The 20,058-nt window shown below is 51.8% G+C and carries 18 protein-coding genes; 16 read left to right on the forward strand and 2 right to left on the reverse strand.

The genetic code is table 11. The features are described from left to right. From O6944_00320 to ligA, 3 genes are all read left to right on the forward strand, one after another. Nucleotides 1–961, forward strand: a 961-nt coding sequence (locus tag O6944_00320; protein MCZ6717597.1) for a chromosome segregation protein SMC, incomplete at its 5' end; no start/stop codon positions are given. Nucleotides 962–963: 2 nt separating this feature from the next. Next, nucleotides 964–1,740 carry a cell division protein ZipA gene (gene zipA / locus O6944_00325; GenBank protein MCZ6717598.1) on the forward strand — a complete coding sequence of 259 codons (777 nt, stop codon included), beginning with the start codon at nt 964–966 and terminating at the stop codon, nt 1,738–1,740. Between the two features lie 135 nt (nt 1,741–1,875). Then, a complete protein-coding gene (gene ligA, locus O6944_00330) occupies nt 1,876–3,891 on the forward strand; it encodes an NAD-dependent DNA ligase LigA (GenBank protein ID MCZ6717599.1) in 2,016 nt (671 codons plus the stop codon). A gap of 103 nt (nt 3,892–3,994) precedes the next feature. Here the strand turns inward: ligA and nadB are convergent, their stop codons facing one another. Then, nucleotides 3,995–5,623: an L-aspartate oxidase gene (gene nadB, locus O6944_00335; GenBank protein ID MCZ6717600.1), complete on the reverse strand. Its 1,629-nt coding sequence runs from the start codon at nt 5,621–5,623 to the stop codon at nt 3,995–3,997. A 138-nt stretch (nt 5,624–5,761) separates the two neighbouring features. Between nadB and rpoE the strand changes: the two genes are divergently transcribed. From rpoE to acpS, 13 genes are all read left to right on the forward strand, one after another. After that, nucleotides 5,762–6,337 (forward strand): RNA polymerase sigma factor RpoE, encoded by a 576-nt coding sequence (gene rpoE / locus O6944_00340; GenBank protein MCZ6717601.1) that lies wholly within the window; start codon nt 5,762–5,764, stop codon nt 6,335–6,337. A 15-nt stretch (nt 6,338–6,352) separates the two neighbouring features. After that, nucleotides 6,353–7,069, forward strand: a complete 717-nt coding sequence (locus tag O6944_00345; GenBank protein MCZ6717602.1) for a sigma-E factor negative regulatory protein — start codon at nt 6,353–6,355, stop codon at nt 7,067–7,069. Beyond that, entirely contained in the window at nt 7,053–8,057 is a 1,005-nt protein-coding gene (locus O6944_00350; protein MCZ6717603.1) for a MucB/RseB C-terminal domain-containing protein, read from the forward strand. The genes O6944_00345 and O6944_00350 overlap by 17 nt, the downstream gene beginning before the upstream one ends. A gap of 6 nt (nt 8,058–8,063) precedes the next feature. Then, entirely contained in the window at nt 8,064–8,510 is a 447-nt protein-coding gene (locus O6944_00355) for a SoxR reducing system RseC family protein (protein ID MCZ6717604.1), read from the forward strand. A 22-nt stretch (nt 8,511–8,532) separates the two neighbouring features. Continuing rightward, nucleotides 8,533–9,972, forward strand: a complete 1,440-nt coding sequence (locus tag O6944_00360) for a DegQ family serine endoprotease (protein ID MCZ6717605.1) — start codon at nt 8,533–8,535, stop codon at nt 9,970–9,972. Between the two features lie 296 nt (nt 9,973–10,268). After that, nucleotides 10,269–12,065, forward strand: coding sequence for a translation elongation factor 4 (gene lepA / locus O6944_00365; GenBank protein MCZ6717606.1), 1,797 nt, complete (start codon nt 10,269–10,271; stop codon nt 12,063–12,065). Further along, the gene (gene lepB, locus O6944_00370) at nt 12,062–12,883 is read left to right on the forward strand and encodes a signal peptidase I (protein ID MCZ6717607.1); all 822 of its coding nucleotides are present in this window, start codon (nt 12,062–12,064) and stop codon (nt 12,881–12,883) included. Before lepA ends, lepB begins: the two co-directional genes overlap by 4 nt. A gap of 24 nt (nt 12,884–12,907) precedes the next feature. After that, entirely contained in the window at nt 12,908–13,324 is a 417-nt protein-coding gene (locus O6944_00375; GenBank protein ID MCZ6717608.1) for a DUF4845 domain-containing protein, read from the forward strand. Next, nucleotides 13,312–14,034: a ribonuclease III gene (gene rnc, locus O6944_00380; protein MCZ6717609.1), complete on the forward strand. Its 723-nt coding sequence runs from the start codon at nt 13,312–13,314 to the stop codon at nt 14,032–14,034. The genes O6944_00375 and rnc overlap by 13 nt, the downstream gene beginning before the upstream one ends. Then, entirely contained in the window at nt 14,024–14,923 is a 900-nt protein-coding gene (gene era, locus O6944_00385; GenBank protein MCZ6717610.1) for a GTPase Era, read from the forward strand. The genes rnc and era overlap by 11 nt, the downstream gene beginning before the upstream one ends. 44 nt (nt 14,924–14,967) lie before the next feature. Continuing rightward, on the forward strand, nt 14,968–15,729 hold the full coding sequence (recO, locus tag O6944_00390; protein MCZ6717611.1) for a DNA repair protein RecO: 762 nt from the start codon (nt 14,968–14,970) through the stop codon (nt 15,727–15,729). A 139-nt stretch (nt 15,730–15,868) separates the two neighbouring features. Next, entirely contained in the window at nt 15,869–16,600 is a 732-nt protein-coding gene (gene pdxJ / locus O6944_00395) for a pyridoxine 5'-phosphate synthase (GenBank protein ID MCZ6717612.1), read from the forward strand. Then, a complete protein-coding gene (acpS, locus tag O6944_00400) occupies nt 16,597–16,980 on the forward strand; it encodes a holo-ACP synthase (GenBank protein MCZ6717613.1) in 384 nt (127 codons plus the stop codon). Before pdxJ ends, acpS begins: the two co-directional genes overlap by 4 nt. A gap of 220 nt (nt 16,981–17,200) precedes the next feature. Here the strand turns inward: acpS and O6944_00405 are convergent, their stop codons facing one another. Continuing rightward, nucleotides 17,201–19,612, reverse strand: coding sequence for an Rne/Rng family ribonuclease (locus O6944_00405; protein MCZ6717614.1), 2,412 nt, complete (start codon nt 19,610–19,612; stop codon nt 17,201–17,203). Nucleotides 19,613–20,058: the final 446 nt, after the last annotated feature.

Consider the following 20,058-nt stretch of genomic DNA (forward strand, 5'->3'; position numbering starts at 1 on the left):
TAAGGAGTCGCGCAAACAACTTGATCGCACTCTGAGCAAGAAGGTAGAGGTAGAAAATGAGTTGAGTGGCGCCCGCGAGCAGGTGGAATCTCTCGAAGCTAGCCTGCGGGAGCTAGAGCAGCAACGAATCACTTGTGAACAGGAAGTTCAGGAATTTCGGGACGAATTAGATCAAGTTAGAATGGCAAGACAGACTACACGCGTTCGCATGCAGACACTAAGGGAGCAACTCGATAGTGCGGGATTTCAGCTCGATGAAATACTGTCCTCTTTACCAGAGGATGCCGAAGACGCCACGTGGCAAGAACGCCTAGATGCTGTCAACCGAAAGATTGATCGATTGGGCGCCATCAATCTTGCCGCAATTGATGAATTCTCGCAGCTGTCTGAGCGCAAGACCTATCTTGATAGTCAGCATGATGATTTGCATGAGGCGCTTACGACCCTAGAAAATGCTATTCGTAAGATCGATCGTGAAACACGGACTCGATTCAAGGAGACTTTTGACAAGCTAAATACGAACTTACAATCGATGTTCCCACGTTTATTTGGTGGCGGGCATTCATATCTAGAACTTACCGGCGATGACCTATTGCAGACTGGCGTGACCGTGATGGCAAGGCCGCCAGGAAAGCGCAACACGAACATTCACCTGCTTTCTGGTGGCGAAAAAGCATTGACGGCCGTAGCACTGGTATTTGCAATCTTTGAGCTCAATCCGGCCCCATTTTGTCTTCTTGATGAAGTGGATGCACCGCTCGATGATACTAACGTGGCGCGCTTCTGTGATCTGGTCAAGTCCATGTCGGAACGGGTGCAGTTTGTATTGGTTACCCATAATAAGATCACCATGGAAATCACCGAACAGTTAGTGGGAGTGACGATGCAGGAGGCAGGGGTCTCGCGTCTCGTCGCGGTTGACATGGATCAAGCGGTGGAGCTCGCAACGGCAACGGCCTAACTATGAATGACCTGCGGTTGATACTGTTAGGCGTCGGTTTGCTCCTCATCGCAGGCATTTACCTTTGGGAGAATGCTAAGGTGCATCGTGCCAAACCCGGTAGCGAGCCTCGGGTCAATGAAGCAGGGGATCTGATCGATCTGGTAATAGCTCCCCAGCCTGATGACGATAAGCACGGCAGGGCTGCACTGAGTGACCTTGACCGTCCACTGATGGCATTCAAATTCAATGAGGCCGCCCAGGTTACTTCAGCCGATTTCATTACCATGGCGCCCGAGGCCGCGCTGAGCGATGAAGCGCACACATCAGATGAGCGTCATGCAGGTGATACATCACGCATTGGACAACAGGATCTAAATGAAGAGCACATCATCTTGCTATATGTCACAGCCGCAGATGGTAAGACCTACCGGGGAACTGAAATTGTGAAGGCGGTGGAGGAAGTAGGAATGACCTATGGGTCCATGGGCATATTCCACCACTATGGTGTTGATAGCGAATTATCCGAGCAACCATTATTTAGCCTGGCGAATATGTTGGAGCCGGGTCACTTCGATCTCACCCACGTAGAAACCCTCATTACGCGGGGGCTTGCTGTTTTCATGCGCTTGCCTGGGCCGATGCGAGCAAAAGATATATTCTCACTCATGTTAGACGTCACGAAGCGCCTTGCTGATGTGCTTGGTGGCGATGTGCGGAGTGCGGATCATCAATTGCTTAAAGAAAACGATATCAAAGCGATTCATGCCAGGATTGCATCCATTGGCGGCGAACAGTAAGGTTCCGCTGTGATTATTTGCGAGGCGCCCAACTGGGTTTTATTAAACTGCACTGCAAACCCGCTAGCGATCTCTCAGGATCCTTGATCTTTAGGCTGCCCATGTCCAGGGGCACCCTGCTCTGGTTGATTGGTGATGGTGAGTAAGGATGTCGCTCGACGCGTAGCGTTTTTGCGCGAGCAAGTCAACGAACATAATTTCCGCTATTACGTGTTGGATGAACCCACGATCCCGGATGCCGAATATAACCGCCTGCTGAGGGAGTTAGAAGGGTTGGAGGCGCAGTACCCCGAGTTAGCCACGCCGGACTCACCCACACAGCGTATCGGTGCAGAGCCACTAGATACCTTTAGCGAGATTCGCCATGAGGTACCGATGCTTTCCCTTGGTAATGCATTTGATGACGGGAAAGTGCGAGATTTTGACCACCGTTTGCGCGATCGCCTCGGGGTTGATGAGTTGGAGTATGCCTGCGAGACCAAACTTGATGGCCTAGCAGTTAGTCTGCGGTACGAAAGAGGCAAGCTGGTGCGTGCGGCAACACGTGGTGATGGAACAATTGGAGAAGACGTCACCCAGAATGTCCGCACTATAAAAAGTGTCCCGTTGAGCCTCCGCGGACGTGGGTTCCCACAAGTTCTGGAAGTGCGCGGTGAAGTCTTCATGACCCGCGACGGTTTTCGCGCCCTGAATGAGATGCAGTCAAAGCATGGCCAGAAGCTTTTTGCGAACCCGCGGAATGCCGCCGCCGGTAGCCTGCGCCAGCTCGACCCCCGGGTCACGGCTGAGCGGCCACTTGATATGTTCTGCTACGGCACCGGCGTTGTGGAGGGCGGCGAGCTGCCGGACCGTCACAGTGACATCCTCGCCGGTCTCACGGACTGGGGACTCAAAGTTTCCAGCGAGCTGGTCGTCGTTAAAGGTGCAGAAGGGTGCCTTGCCTACTACCGTCGCATGGCGGCGGTTCGGCATGATTTGGGGTACGCCATTGATGGTGTCGTATATAAAGTCAATTTGATCCAGCAACAGCAGGCGCTAGGCTACCGTACCCGGGCACCGCGCTGGGCCGTTGCCCACAAGTTTCCTCCCGAAGAAGAGTTGACCAAGGTCTTAGCTATCGACGTGCAGGTCGGTCGCACGGGTGCCTTGACCCCGGTCGCACGACTCGAACCCGTCATCGTCGGGGGGGCAACGGTCACCAATGCGACGCTGCACAACGAGGATGAGATAAAACGCAAGGATGTGATGGTTGGGGATACAGTGATCGTGCGCAGGGCTGGTGATGTGATTCCCGAGATCGTGCAGGTTGTTAAGGAGCGACGCCCAAAATCCGCACGGCGGTATCGAATGCCCAAGCGGTGTCCAATATGCAATTCAGAGGTGGTCAGAGTAGCCGGGGAGGCGGCCTCGCGCTGCACGGGCGGCCTTTATTGCGCCGCTCAGCGAATGCAGGCGATCTTGCACTTTGCCTCGCGCCGCGCCATGGACATCGAAGGGTTAGGGGACAAGCTCGTCGAACAACTCGTCGAAGCAGGTTATGTACAAACAGTTGCAGACCTTTATGGCTTACAGGTTGAACAATTAGCGGGGCTCCCGCGCATGGGAGCCAAATCAGCCGCAAATCTTGTGCACGCGCTGGAAAAGAGCAAGTCAACCACATGGGTGCGATTCCTCTACGCATTAGGTATTCGTGATGTGGGTGAGGCCACGACTGAGATCTTGGCAAGGCATTTCGGTTCCCTGAAGGCCCTACAGGAAGCAGATATAGAAACGCTGCAGCAGGTTCCGGATGTTGGGCCGGTGGTAGCAGGCAACATCTCGGTTTTTTTTCGCCAGGCACATAATCGGGCCGTGCTCAAGCGATTATTGGATGCCGGCATCCGATGGGAAGACCCACCGCGGATGGCACCGGGGCAAGGGAAACTCAGTGGCCAAACATTCGTATTGACGGGCACATTGAAGTCGATGACCCGAGACGAGGCCAAGAAGCGCCTGCAGGCCCTTGGCGCCAAGATCGCCTCCAGCATATCAAAGAACACCACCTACGTGGTGGTGGGCGGCGATCCGGGTAGCAAGCTTGCGCGGGCCGAGCAGCTCGGGGTCCCTTTACTAAAGGAACAGGCGCTAGTGGACTTGCTGAAAAGGGGATGAGTTATAATGACCCCTTACCCAGTTCGAGCCGCCCTGCATTCGTCGTAACGCTCGACGTCGGGATCGCCGTCCCGTGTCTGCTTGTACAGTCCGCAAGTCGCCCTTATGCAGCTACGTGGCCTGCATGCGATGGGTCTGGCCACAGGACCGTATCATGCGGCGGTTGCTTCAGATCGGGCTCTGGATAGTCTCGGGTGTAGTGGAGGCCACGGCTCTCTCTGCGCTGGAGCGCCGAACGAATGATGAGGTCGGCGACCTCGACGAGGTTGCGCAGCTCAATGAGATCGTTTGTAACCCGGAAATGACCGTAATATTCAGCGATTTCCGCCCGCAGCAGGTCAATGCGGTGTTTGGCCCGCTGTAGTCGTTTGGTTGTGCGTTCGATGCCCACGTAATCCCACATAAAGCGCCGGAGTTCGTCCCAGTTGTGGGAAACCACCACTTCTTCGTCGGAATCCGTAACCCGGCTTTCATCCCAATCGGGCAATTCATCTGGCTCCGGCGCACGCCCTAACGCCGCGCAGATTTCTTTATATGCTGAGTGTGCAAATACAACACACTCCAAGAGCGCATTGCTTGCGATCCGGTTGGCACCATGTAAACCCGTACATGCCACTTCACCGATAGCATATAAACCCGGAATATCGGTTCGTCCATATCGATCTGTGACGATGCCGCCACAGATGTAGTGGGCAGCGGGGACAACCGGAATAGGTTTCTTGGTTAAATCAAACCCGAATTTCAGGCAGCTCGCGTAAACTGTCGGGAAATGGGATTCGATGAAATCAGCCGGTTTGTGACTAATGTCGAGGTAGACACTGTCACTTCCGAGACGCTTCATTTCATGATCGATAGCCCGCGCGACAATGTCACGTGGAGCAAGTTCTGCACGGGAGTCGAAGCGGTCCATGAACGGCTGGCCGTCGGGCAGCAGCAGCTTGCCACCCTCGCCACGAATGGCCTCGGTGATCAGGAAGGATTTGGCGCCCGGGTGATACAGAATTGTTGGATGAAACTGGATGAATTCCATGTTGGCGATTGGGCACCCAGCACGCCACGCCATGGCGATACCATCCCCTGTGGAAACATCGGGATTGCTGGTAAAAAGATATACCTTACCCGCGCCGCCCGTCGCAAGAACGACAAAACATGCGCGAAATACAGAGACTCTGTCGTCTTCTCGATCGTAGACATAGGCGCCGAGACAACAGTTCGTGGGGAGTCCGCGCTTGGGACCTGTAATGAGGTCAATAGCGACGTGGCGCTCGAACAGGTCAATGTGGCGATGGGCGCGTGCTTTACTCTCAAGTGTTCGCTCGATGGCTGAGCCGGTGGCGTCTGCCGCGTGAGCGATACGCCGATGACTGTGTCCGCCTTCTTGGTGCAGGTGATAATCCATGCGACCGTCGGGCTTACGGACCTGGGTGAAATCGACCCCCAGATCAAAAAGCCATTGAATGCTGTCGCGACCGTGGGCGACCACAAACTCGACTATTTCACGTTTACAGAGCCCAGCACCCGCGTTGAGGGTATCCTCAACGTGGGACCCCACGGAGTCGCAAGCGTCGAGCACCGCCGATATGCCCCCCTGCGCGTATAGGGTTGCCCCCTCTTGCACCGACCCCTTCGAGAGTACCGCAACTCGGACGTGCTCAGCGAGTTGCAAGGCCAGACTCAGACCGGACGCGCCGCTGCCGATGATGAGTACATCATAGTGGTACTGGTGAGCCATTGGGCTTAAGCTGATATAATCAATTTTTTGCGTAACTTACTGATTACGGCGCTTTCTTGCGAACTTTATTGGTTAAAAATGGTCTATGGTTAAGGCCGCAGGGAGCTGCCGTGATAATAACATAAGAGGGAAGCCCGAATGGGCGACAGCAGCGCCGATCAACAGCTGATCCGGCGGGTACAGCAAGGCGACAAAAAGGCATTCGACCTGCTGGTACTGAAGTATCAGCACCGGATCATCAATCTGGTATCAAGGTTTGTCCGGGACCCGAATGACGCTTTGGATGTTGCACAGGAGGCCTTTTTTAAGGCATATCGGGCTTTACCGAGCTTTCGTGGTGATAGCGCCTTCTATACCTGGATGTACCGGATTGCCATCAATACAGCCAAGAATTATCTGGTCGTACAGTCACGAAGGCCGGTTGAGCGGGAGCAGGACCTTGCTGAAAGTGAACAAATTGCACTAGAGTCTGCTCTAAATGATATTGCGACGCCAGAGCATATGCTCCTAACGGATGAAATTGGGACGACGATCCTCAAAGCAATCGAAGACTTGCCCGAAGATCTTTCCACGGCAATTACCCTGCGCGAAGTGGAAGGCCTGAGTTATGAAGAGATCGCAGCGGTGATGGCATGTCCAATTGGCACGGTGCGATCACGGATATTTCGCGCACGGGAAGCCATCGATAAACGTTTAAAACCGTTACTCGAGTAGGAATGAAAGAAGACCATGAATGAGAAAGCCCGTAAACAGTTATCCCTGTTGATGGATGGTGAGCTGTCGGACGCCGACAGCAAAAACCTTATTCGCGCTTTACTAAGCGATCGCGCCCTTCGGGCAGCATGGGAACGCTATCACCTCATCAGCAGCACATTGAAATCCAGCACACCCACAGCATATGGCCGCACGCTTGTCGACAGAGTCAGCGATGCCCTATCAGAGGAACCAACGGTGCTGGCACCGCAGTGGCACGTTAATCGGTTTGTCAAGCCTGTCGCGGGCTTTGCTATTGCCGCCTCTGTGGCAGCAGTGGCAGTACTGACCGTGCAGCAAAATAACTCAAACGTTAACCCTGAACGCGTCGAGCAGGTTGTGCAACATCAGCCGGTGACCGATGGTTCCGGTGAGAGGCCACCGCAGTCAGCTCAACCGAAGCGCGTCGTGATAGCGGGCACTGAGACACCGGTCCAGCGCTTGGTTCAAAGCCCCCCGGTCGTGACCGTAAGCAGCAGCGATAGTCCGCAGTCGGTTGTGCGCCCGCAGGTTACAGGCGTGGTGACGGTGGAGTCACAGCCGGTCATCGGACCTCAATGGATTCAGGGACAGTCAGCAGTTGCATCACGCCTCAATAGTTACCTAGTCAATCACAATGAGTATGGGGCGAATATCGCTATGCAGGGAATGCTTCCTTATGTGAGAATTGTCACATATGAACCAAGCGAGTGACGGCAAAGCACGCCATCAAGCCTTTTGTTTCTACAGGCTGTTTTTATTCGTACTGATATTCCCCAGCAGCGCTCAGGCGACTGATACCTCTGTTACTGCTCGGACCATCTTGGACAAGATGTCCCAAGCCACGCAACGGCTGAATTATGATGGGACGTTTGTCTACCGACATGGTGATGAGATGGACACGATGCGCATTATTCATAAGGTGGAGGATGGCAGGGAATATGCGCGACTCGTGTCCTTAACTGGGGTCGCCCGTGAGGTAATCCGTGACAATGAGTCAGTGACGTGTATTTTCCCGGATGAGAAAGCGGTGATGGTGGAAAAGAGCCGGCCACGTAAGCTCCTGCCCGCTAGGCTCCCGGAGCCAATTGAAACCGTTGGTGAGTTTTATACTTTCTCGCTTGCGGGAACGGATCGCATCGCCGGCCGATCCACGTGGATCGTCAGCATCAATCCAAAAGACCAGTTCCGTTACGGATACCGGTTATGGGTTGACCTGGAAACCAACCTGCTGTTGAAATCTGAGTTGCTGAATCACAATGGAGACACACTGGAACAAATTCTGTTTACGCAGATCAGTTTGCCTGAGGACATCCCTGAGTCCCTATTGAAGCCTGCGATCTCAGGTAAGGATTATACATGGTACACCCGTAGCTCAGAGGCCTCTGCCGCAAGAGCCGGCAACGGGCAATGGAAGGTTACGTGGTTGCCCGGCGGTTTCGCGATGAGCGATTATGAAATACAACCAATGGCAATCAGCCGGATGCCGGTTGATCATATGATGTTTTCTGATGGGCTTGCGATGATTTCGGTGTTTATCGAAGAACAAGAGCAAGTTAGCGACACCTTGGAAGGCCTTTCACAGATGGGCGCAGTGAACGCCTTTGGTATCCTAGTGGGGGGGCATCAGGTGACCGCAGTCGGCGAGGTACCGCGGGTAACGGTTGAGAAGATCGCTACATCCGTCGTCCAGCGTAATTAGTCATCCATGATAACGCGGCGCGCCCGTATCATTGCCCAAGACGGCGATTTTGTTTGGGTTGAACCTTGTCAGCTTCGTTGCGCCGCGTGCAGTGAGGGCAGGGCATGTGGCGTAGCTGCCATCACTGACCTCCTATCGCGTAGGAAACCTAGGATCAAGGCCTATAATAATGCGGGCGGCCGTATGGGTGAAGAAGTTACTATTGGTATTGATGAACGCCGTGTCATGGTTGCATCATTGGCAGTGTATCTTGTGCCCGTACTTTCAATGCTCGCTGGTGCCATGGTTGGACAGCTTGCCATCGATTCATTTGGGTGGGTTGAATCGGATGCTGTGCCGGTCGGATGCAGTGGCTGTGGCCTGTTGAGTGGTTTCCTTTGGCTGCGTGGCTTTACCAGGCGCCGTCTTGGGGGCCGATCAAGGGAAGTATTGGTGCTGTCATCTAATCGTTAACGAAATGGCTGCAGGAAAGCACATGAAACACTTGAATTTGCATCACGCCTCAGTGCTGTCAGTCGCCTTTTTTGGCTCGCTGTTTTATTTGCAAACAGCCTTCGCGAGAAACCTACCTGACTTTACGGCTCTTGTCGAAAAGAACAGTGCTGCCGTTGTAAATATCAGCACGTCGTTCAAACAGGCGTCCAGGCAATCACTGCCGCCAAGATTTAGCATCCCTGATATCCCTGAGGACAGCCCGTTGCACGAATTCTTCCGCCGATTCTTTGGGGAGATTCCTGAGGGATCAGAAGGGTTTGAACCCAGATCGTCGCTCGGATCCGGATTCATCGTCTCAAAGGACGGGTATGTGATTACCAATTATCATGTTGTCAAGGATGCCGACGAAATTATCGTGCGAATGAGCGACAGACGTGAGTTTGTTGCTGAGGTAATTGGAACGGATGAACGCAGTGATATCGCAGTATTGAAAATTAGTGCGGATAATCTGCCTGCAGTTGAGGTTGGAACGGCCGCGGACTTGAAAGTTGGAGAATGGGTGTTAGCTATTGGATCACCCTTCGGTTTCGATCACTCCGTTACCGCAGGTATTGTCAGCGCGAAAAGGCGCAGTTTACCGAATGAAAACTATGTGCCATTTATTCAGACAGACGTGGCTATTAATCCAGGGAATTCAGGTGGTCCGCTTCTCAATCTCGATGGTCAAGTCGTCGGTGTGAATTCGCAAATCTACAGCCGCACAGGAGGGTTTATGGGGTTGTCTTTTGCAGTTCCGATCGACGTCGTCATGAACGTGTATGAGCAGCTCAGGGAACAAGGCCATGTTACACGCGGCTGGCTTGGCGTTCTTATTCAAGATGTCACGAGAGAACTTGCAGAGTCTTTTAGCATGAAGAAGCCGCACGGTGCACTTGTCGCCAAAGTATTGGCTGATAGTCCAGCGGACGGCGCAGGGATACAAGCAGGTGACATTATCGTTGCCTATGCTGGAAATTCAATTAATTTTTCGTCTGATTTGCCACCGCTCGTGGGCAATAGCCGTGTCGGTAGTGACGTGCATGTGAAGATTATACGAAACGGCAAACCGCAACTGGTGAAGGTTCATATCGCTGAGTTACCTGAAGATGATGATCTGAAGCTAGCCTCAATGGGCAAACCCGGCGGTGTTACCGACAACCGTCTCAATATTGTTGTGCGAGATCTCACTGACAAACAGCGAGAGCAGTTAGAGATCCAAGAAGACGGTGTTGTCGTAGACAGGCTAAAAGATGGTCCAGCTAAACAAGCAGGGATTCGCAAGGGTGATGTGATCTTGCTGCTTAATAACGTCAAGGTTAAAGATGTTGATCACTTTAAAACGTTGGTAGCGAGCTTGCCCGCAGGTAAGTCCGTGCCCATCTTAGTTCAACGACGTGGCGGTCCGATCTTTCTAGCGATGAAGCTTGTGGAGGAGGAATGAACATCCTTGCTAAACAGGCAGGATTAAGAGGTCTTTAATTTGGCACAATCAAACGTTTAACGTGATCGCAGGTTCGTAATCGGTTAAAATCAGGCCACGCTGCAACCGTCCGGTTTAATTGGCTGAATACTCATTTAACGGGTTAACAAGTAATACGTAATAACATAGATACCCGCGCCATTACCTGTCTGATACTGTGCTATGGCATACCCGCCGGCCGCTCCAAAAGGCAGACTTCCTAGCAGGTAACTAACTTTCTCCCTGTTTTTTCACGGGGGTTGTTCATTCATTCTTTAATGCAACACATTCGAAACTTTTCTATTATCGCGCATATCGATCATGGGAAATCGACGTTAGCTGATCGATTTATACAGATCTGCGGTGGTCTGACTGAACGTGAGATGTCGGAACAGGTTCTTGACTCAATGGAGTTAGAGCGAGAGCGTGGAATCACGATTAAAGCGCAAAATGTCACGTTGCAGTTTATGGCGAATGATGGCTGTAAATACCAGGTAAACCTAATTGATACCCCAGGACATGTTGATTTCAGCTATGAGGTCTCTCGCTCTTTGGCAGCTTGCGAAGGTGCGTTGCTAGTAGTGGACGCAGCCCAAGGGGTCGAGGCGCAGAGTGTTGCAAACTGTATCACGGCGATTGAACAGGGGCTTGAAGTTATACCCGTTTTGAACAAGATCGATCTTCCTGCAGCAGCGCCGGAAAAAGTCATTCAAGAGATTGAGGAGATCATTGGTATCGACGCTAAGGATGCCATCCGGGTCAGCGCAAAATCAGGCCAGGGGGTGCGAGAGCTTTTAGAGGTGTTGGTGCGGCGTGTACCTCCGCCAAGAGGCAGTAGCGATGCACCACTGAAGGCACTGATCGTTGACTCATGGTTTGACAAATATCTGGGGGTGGTATCACTTGTGCGGGTTGTCGATGGGCATTTATCAACAGGACAAAAGATTCGTGTAATGTCGACAGGAAAGGAGTTTCAAGTAGATCAGGTAGGGATATTTACTCCTAAACGAACGTCTCGTAATCGCTTGGAAACTGGTGAAGTCGGATATGTCACTGCGGGAATTAAGGACATTGATGGTGCACCCGTGGGTGATACATTGAGTGACGTTAACGCTGAAATAGGTGGCCCGTTGCCTGGTTTTCAGGTGATTAAGCCGCGCGTCTTTGCTGGGCTCTTTCCAGTAGACTCTAGTGACTATGGAGCCTTACGCGAGGCATTGGCTAAACTGCGCTTAAACGATGCTGCCCTACATTACGAACTGGAATCCTCTGAGGCGCTCGGATTTGGGTTTCGATGTGGGTTTCTAGGGATGCTGCATATGGAGATCGTTCAAGAACGCCTTGAGCGCGAGTACGGATTAAACCTAATTACGACTGCACCCACAGTGATCTATGAGGTGTTGACCGCTCGTGGGAAGCAGTGCCTAATCGATAATCCAGCACAGCTACCGGCTCCAGACCAGATCAGTGAAATTCGCGAACCGATTATTCGTGCTGATATCCTTGTACCACAGAAGCATGTAGGTAAAGTCATCTCGCTCTGCATTGAAAAGCGAGGCGTACAAAAGAAGCTACAATACCTTGGAAACCAGGTATCGCTTAGTTTCGAGTTACCGATGAGTGAGGTAGTATTAGATTTTTTTGATCGATTGAAGTCGGTAAGTCGCGGCTATGCATCATTTGACTATTCATTTTTGCGCTTTCAGCAGGCGGATATGGCAAAAGTTGATATCCTCATAAATGGGGCTAAAGTTGATGCGTTATCAACGATAGTGCATCGTGATCAGATTAGATCGCGTGGTCGCGAATTAACGGAAAGAATGAAGGAACTCATTCCGAGACAGATGTTTGACGTCGCGATTCAGGCTGCGGTTGGTTCGCATATCGTGGCGAGAGAAACGGTTAAAGCACTACGCAAAAATGTTACAGCCAAATGCTATGGTGGCGATATCACGCGTAAGAGAAAATTGCTGGAGAAACAAAAAGCCGGCAAAAAACGAATGAAGCAGTTCGGGTCGGTGGAAATACCGCAGGAGGCCTTCATGGCAGTCTTACAGGTTGGAAAGAAGAAATGAGTTTGGATTTTGCAACTGTCATGGTACTGCTTGTTGTAGTGAGCGGCTTGATTTGGGCCTTTGATTCACTCGTATTAGCACCCAGGCGTCGTCAGGCCTTAGCTATGCTTGGCGATACGGTCGATGTCGAGCAGTCGAAGCAACTAAGCCGCCACCCTGTGCTTGTGGAATATGCCCGTTCATTTTTCCCTATATTTATCATTGTATTGATTTTGCGGTCCTTTGTTGTTGAACCGTTCCGTATTCCATCAGGCTCTATGATGCCGACACTTTTGATCGGGGACTTCATTTTAGTAAATAAGTTTAATTATGGTATTCGCCTCCCCGTGCTCAATTCGAAGGTTATCGATATCGGGGCACCGTCACGAGGGGACATCGTTGTCTTTCGATATCCGGAAGATCCATCAATTCCATTTATTAAACGAGTTGTTGGCTTGCCAGGCGATGAAATAGCCTATTACGATAAGACGTTATATATCAACGGCAAACCATCAAACCAGACAGTTCTGGGAACATATAGCGGCAATGGGGCAGGCGCAATGATGACTGGTGCCTCATTGCGGGAAGAAAGCCTTGATGGAATCGAACACGAGATTCTGTTGGCTCCGGATCGCCGATCCCTTGATTTACCACCGATCGTGGTACCTGAAGGACAATATTTTGTGATGGGCGACAACCGTGATAATAGCAAAGATAGTCGCTACTGGGGCACAGTACCGGAGGAAAATTTGATAGGAAGAGCATTTCTGACTTGGATGAACTGGGACAGTAAGAATGGTGGTGTGACCTGGGAGCGGATTGGTATGGCAGTACAGTAACTTGTAGAGATAAAAGGAACACATATGATGAAACTGGCTAAAAAACAACATGGCATTACGGGAATCGGATGGCTTGTTATCCTCGGTTTGATCGCCTTCTTTAGCCTTGTCACTCTAAAAGTGTTTCCACTCTATTATGAGAGCTTTCGAGTGGCAGCCGGCATGAAGGCCGTCGCAGAAAGACGTGATATCGGTCGCCTCACAACGAGGGATATTCAAAAGTATTTAGCACGGAATCTCGAAGTCAGCGGCGTAAGGCGATTTAACGAACGAAATATCAAGAATTCCCTTACAGTAACGAAACTCAAGAATACTAATAAGCGTAAGTTGACTATGAAGTACGAATTGCGAAATGACCTGTTTGCAAATCTTGCTATTGTTTTAAAGTTCAATAAAACTGTGGATTTATCATCGAATGGAGTGCCTCAATCGCAACGTTAACGCAAATCCTTGGTCATCACTTTAAAGAGATAAAATTGCTCCGCGAAGCGTTGACCCACCGCAGTACGAGGGATAAAAATAACGAACGACTGGAATACTTAGGTGATGCGCTGCTCGGCTTCATTATTGCTGAAGCCTTGTACAAGCGCTTTCCTACGGCAACTGAAGGTGAATTGACACGCCTACGAGCGGCATTAGTAAAGCGCGATACTCTAGCCTCCCTTGCCAGGGAGCATGAAATCGGAAGCTACCTGAAAATGGGTAGCGGTGAACTAAAAAGTGGCGGCTGGCGGCGCGACTCAATCCTGTCCAATGCCTTAGAAGCCATTATCGGCGCCATTTACCTAGATGCAGGCATGACGGTCTGCTGTGAGAAAGTCCTCAATATATACAAGGAGCCCTTGGCGTTGGTATCGCTTGAGGGTATTGCCAAAGATCCCAAGACCCAATTGCAGGAATACCTTCAGGCCCGGCAATTACCTTTGCCATCCTACCAAGTCATTGCGGATGAAGGCGAAGCCCATGCTAAGACTTTTACGATACAGTGTGAGGTCGCTGGCCTACGGGCGCCCGTCCTAGCCCAAGGACTCAGCAAGCGACGCGCAGAGCAGTCCGCAGCAGCGGAGGCGCTGACGCAGTTGCAGGAAAACCGCGCGAGACCCCAGAGTAGCCGTATAGTTAATAAAGAAGGTCACTCAGATGCTGGATAGTCAAAACGAGCAGTGCGGCTATGTAGCAATCATTGGGCGACCTAATGTGGGGAAGTCCACATTGCTCAACAGGCTAATCGGGCAGAAGATCAGTATTACCTCCCGAAAACCTCAAACAACCCGTTACCGTATTCTTGGCATAAAAACCGTGGAACGTCGTCAAGCGATCTATGTGGATACACCAGGACTACAGAAGTCGCCGCGAGGGACTATGAATCGCTACATGAACCGCGAAGTCTATAGCGCCATAGTGGGAGTCGATTTTATCGTACACATTATTGAAGCGTTGTCTTGGACGGAAGAAGATGACTATGTCATTTCCCAGTTAAAAACTTTATCTTTGCCCGTGATTCTTGCAATCAATAAGATTGATAAGGTCAAGGATAAGTCAGAACTGTTACCGTATCTTGATAAAATTAGGCATACATTGGACTATAAAGAGATTTTTCCTATATCAGCGCGCAAAGGAGACAATGTGAAAGCGCTTGATCAATGCATTCTATCCCAATTACCTCGCGGGCCACTATGCTATCCCGTTGATCAACTGACCGATCGCAGCGAGCGTTTTTTCGCCGCTGAGCTCATTCGCGAAAAGTTAATGCGAATGTTGGGAGCGGAAGTGCCTTATCACCTAAGTGTCGTAGTTGATCAATTCACACGACAAAAAGGCGTTTTACAAATCATGGCTACGATCTGGGTAGAGCGTCCAGGGCAAAAACAAATAGTTATCGGCAAAAATGGTAGCGTGCTAAAGGAAGCAGGAGAGCAAGCCAGAAAAGATATGGAAAGAATGTTTGGTAGTAAGGTCTTTCTACGCACTTGGGTTAAGATTAAAAAGCGATGGTCCGATGATATGCGTGCCCTACAGGAACTGGGTTACCATGCGTAAATGTCTCTTATAACTTTACCAGGTTGTGAATTAGATCGAGAATAGTGCGAGTTTCGTTAAATCCCGCGTATGTCCTACACCGGCGTGCTTATCGGGAAACTAGTTTGTTGGTGGAGGTATTCTCAGCGGAGCAAGGCCGCGTTGCGCTTGTTGCCCGCGGGGTCAGGCAAAAGCGTTCAAAGAATCGCAACATATTACAGCCCTTCCAGCGACTGCAAGTTGCATGGTCTGGTAAAGGCGAATTGGGCACGCTAACGGCTGTCGAACCTGACGGCCGCTTTCGCCCGCTCTGTGGCAAACGACTGATCGCAGGATTCTATTTAAATGAACTACTATTACGCTTGCTTCATCGTCATGAACGTCATTTAGAGTTATTCAACTCATATCATGACGCTGTTACCCACCTTACAGAGCCCGAAGATGAAGAGAAAGTGCTTCGGGTCTTTGAGAAACGATTGTTACGAGCAATCGGTTATGGTTTGCGCTTGGACCATGAGGTGCAATCTGGCAAGGCCATCCATCCGAATGAAGCGTATTACTACCAACTTGATTCGGGTCCTCTGGCGTCGGCACCAAAGACCTCTAACTATATAAAGGTGCAAGGAGAAACGTTGTTAGCTATTGCTGAAGAGCAATTTAACGATAATGATGTTCTTCGAGAGGCAAAGCAACTTATGCGATTTGTTCTGACTCAATACGTTGGGACTAAACCTCTCGCCAGTCGAGAACTCTACTACGCCTATCTAAAAAATACGCCTGATAAGGGTTTAGGAGATAAATATAGAGCGGGGAAGGGGCCTTCATAATTCAAACCCCAAATGGAGCAAATTGCGCTTCGATTGTGTACGTCCTATATCTTCGCTGCCAGAATCACGTACTTAGTGGTGCCTGCTGGCCCTTCCTGCTCATACTCGGTGCAACTGCATGTCGATTTTAGAACATGGCATGGAAGAGATTTTACTTGGTGTAAATATTGATCATGTCGCAACCCTCAGGGAAGCCCGTGGGACACGTTACCCGGAACCGGTTCAGGCGGCATGTGATGCGGAGCAAGCTGGCGCCGATGCCATAACGATTCATTTACGTGAAGATCGGCGACACATACAAGAACGGGACGTCTATCTCCTCAAAGACGTGCTATTAACCCGCATGAATTTGGAAATGGCGGTTACCGAGGAGATGTTAACTATTGCTGAAAAGGTTCGCCCCCAAGACTGTTGTTTGGTCCCTGAACGTCGTGAGGAGCTGACTACTGAAGGGGGCCTGAATGTGGCGACTCAAAAGGAAAGACTAAGAGACGCATGCTTGCGACTTAGCGAGGCCGGCATCCGAGTCTCACTCTTTATTGATGCAGATCCAATGCAGATCGAGGCCGCATCCGAGGTAAGCGCATCAGTGATAGAGATTCACACGGGCCCATTTGCTGATAGCTGGCCTTCAGCATCGAGCGAGCAAGAGCTTCAAACGATCATCGATGCTGTTCGCCAAGGAGTGGCGGCAGGGCTGTATGTCAATGCAGGACATGGTCTGAATTACCAAAATGTGCAAGCCATCGCTGCAATTCCCGATATCCAAGAACTAAATATCGGGCATAGCATTGTCTCGTGTGCGGTGTTTACAGGGCTTGGCAATGCTGTAAGAGAGATGAAGCGGCTGATGCGGGAGGCACGGCAGTGATCTTCGGAATCGGGGTTGATATCGTTCATATTAGTCGGATGCAGGAAAATCTTGATCGTTATGGCGTTCGATTTGCGCGTCGGATCCTAGCGAAGAAAGAATACGTCGAGTATGGCCGTACGCGAAACCCCGCCCGCTTTCTAGCCACACGTTTTGCGGCCAAGGAAGCGCTCGTCAAAGCATTCGGCACGGGGTTCCGCGGCGGTCTCTTTCTAAAACAGATCGCAGTCGTTCATGACGATCTCGGTCGCCCAAGTCTGCAATGCAGCGGCCGCGCCTTGGAGATGCTTACAGGGTCTGGCATTGCACAAACTCACCTTAGTCTGGCCCATGAGCTTGACCATGCCCTTGCCTTTGTTGCCTTGACCAAATCAGTGTAGGCGAGAGGGGGCGCGAACGACTCATTCGGAACCGACAGACCGTGGCAAGCTGGGCCTTTTTCCCTTTCATGGCACACGCTTTAACAATAAATTAGTTTATATAGTTGTTGTTAGTTCCTGTTTAATAAAATGTTTGCCTGAAAAGTGCCAAAGAAAGTCAGCGATTGAGGCGCGATCTGCGTCTTGTCGAGATGATGGGGGGTTCAACCCCCCGTCCTTGTTACTCTTTAGCTTCTTCTGGGGTCTGGGAGGGCGCCGATTTCGCGGCACTGGGGTGATCCTCAGCATCACGACCCGATTCTGTCTGGACACCGTCTGGCGTACGGCCCGCCGGCGCGACATCGCTATGCTCGGCCCTATGGATATCCACTGGCACATCAGGGATATCGGGTAACGCTGGGGGGGAGGTGGACGGGGTGGGGCGCCCGGGCGCTCGTTGCCTATCGTTTCCTCGCATTGATGCCTGGGATTCGCCTGTGTCTGTGACGCCGCTCCGGTCCCGGGCAGCGCCTTGGCTCGTCAAATCACCGGGTTCAGTGGCGCGCGCGACAGGCTCATGGGCGCCTTGATTTGCCTCCTCCGTTGGCTGTCTTGTGGCTTCCACGCTGGGATCGACCTTAGCGGCAGCAGGTGGCCGCCGCCGCCGCCGACCGCCTCGGTGTCCGCGGCGCGCCCCAGCACGTCTTGTCTGAGTCGTCTCTGAATCTGCCCTCTTATCACCAGCGAAGGCGACGCCCCTGTCGCCATTGTCATCCCGACGCATATCGGACCGCCCATCCTCACTTCGATCGGGGGTTTCGCGCCTATTGGGCTTAGCCGCTGCATTGCGCCGTGAGGGTTCACGCCCGGTCGCCGGCGTGCGCCCGCGTGTGGGAGTGCTACGGCGACGTCGCTGAGGAGTCCGGGTGCTCCTTGTCGCCGGCTTGCCTTCCTTCTGAGCTTGTGCCCCAAAAAGACTGATCATCAGACGCTTAAGGAAACCTGGTCCAGGTCGAGTAGCCCGTTTGCTAGCAACAGGGACGGGTTTTTCAGGTATGACCTGCATAACAGCGGGGGTCTCAGGGCGCGGCCTATCCGTGCTGAGGGCCTCTGTCTCGGCATCCTCCGTTGCCGGTGCTAGTTTGTAACTGACCTGCTTATATTCTTCACTGTCGGCTTCACTCTGCCGAACACGTTGCAACGTGTATTGTGGCGTCTCCAGGGCAGGATTTGGGATCAAAACAATCTCGACCTGCAGGCTTTCTTGTATCCCCTGCATCGCCTGGCGTTTCTCATTCAACAAGAATGTTGCGGTGTCGACCGGGAGCTGTGCGATAACCTTAGCAGTCATCTCCTTCATGGCCTCTTCTTCGATGAGCCGTAGCACCGATAAGGCAAGTGATTCCACGCCACGGATGGTGCCCTGGCCACTGCAGCGAGGGCACATGATGTGACTCGATTCCCCCAGGGATGGACGCAGACGTTGGCGCGACATCTCAAGGAGCCCGAACCTTGAGATTCGGCCAATTTGCACGCGCGCCCGATCTGACTTAAGGAGTTCTTTTAACCGGTTTTCAACTTCACGCTGGTTATGGCTCGAGGCCATGTCGATAAAGTCGATGACGATTAAGCCCCCAAGGTCACGAAGCCGCAATTGGCGGGCGATCTCATCGCAAGCCTCCAAATTCGTATTGAAGGCTGTTTCCTCGATACCCCCACCTGCAGTCGCGCGGGCGGAGTTAATATCGATAGTGACAAGCGCTTCGGTGTGATCGATGTGAATACCCCCGCCGGAAGGCAGTCTGACGGCGCGAGAAAACGCTGACTCAATCTGGCTCTCAATCTGATACCGTGTAAACAGCGGGACGCTATCTTCATAAAGTTTGAGCCTATGGAGGTTATGAGGCATAACCTGCTGCATGAAGTCACGAGCTTTTTCGTAGACGGCGCGATTATCTATCAATATCTCATTGATTTCGCTGCGAAGAAAATCCCTTATTGCGCGGTAGATGCCCTCGCTTTCTTGATAAACCAGAAAAGGCGCACTACGTTCAGCGGCCGCACTCTCTATCGCGCCCCATAAGTGCAAAAGATAATCAAGATCCCATTGGAGCTCCTCAGGCGACTTGCCAACACCGGCGGTGCGCAGGATGAGTCCCATTCCTTGTGGGATATTCAGCATGCTCATGGCTTCCCTTGCCTCGGCGCGTTCGCTACCCTCGATTTGGCGTGACACGCCTCCAACTCGAGGATTGTTGGGCATCAGAACAAGATAGCGGCCCGCAAGGCTAATAAACGTAGTCAGCGCAGCACCCTTGCTCCCACGCTCTTCTTTTTCAACCTGAATAACGAGCTCTTGTCCCTCGGCAAGGGCGTCTTTGACGTTAATGCGTCCGCCCTTTGCATCAGGGGCGTCCTTAAATAGGGAACGGGCAACTTCTTTGAGGGGGAGAAAGCCGTGCCGCTCGGCGCCAAAATCCACAAACGCTGCTTCGAGGCTGGGCTCGATGCGAACGACACGCCCTCTATAAATATTTGACTTCTTCTGTTCGCGGCTTGTTGACTCAATCTCGAGATCATAGAGCCGCTGGCCATCCACTAGCGCCACACGCAACTCTTCCGGCTGAGTTGCGTTGATCAGCATTCTGTTCATTGTTACATCCCTATCGTGCGCTCAACCACAGTCCTGTGGCTGCGAAATTCTGCAAGGGTTTTTGCTGCCCCGTGCTGCTGGGCCCGAATGATCAGGCTCGTGGGAGCGCATTTTTCGTCGCTCATTGATTCGGGTTGAGCGACGGTTAACCCCGTGTATTTTCAAGTAATTGCAATACGTCCGTAAATCGTTGCAACGAGCCGATCGGTTTCTGAATCGCTCCATGCAAGCCACTCGCTTATGAGACCCCAACAAGGGCTACAGACACCGGTAACCTCAGCTATTTAGGTTCACGCCAGCCGGCGTTTGCCAGGGACTCTCTGCGTGCTCGGTTGCTCGTGCCAGGGTTAACGCAGCCTACGACCCTATCAGAAGGGGAATCGACGCAGAAACCCCTTTAGACCGTGGTTTTTTGGCGCACCACCCGGCACCGACCAACACAGGCA

It is taken from the genome of Gammaproteobacteria bacterium, from assembly GCA_027296625.1.
Classification (GTDB): Bacteria; Pseudomonadota; Gammaproteobacteria; order JAKEHO01; family JAKEHO01; genus JAKEHO01.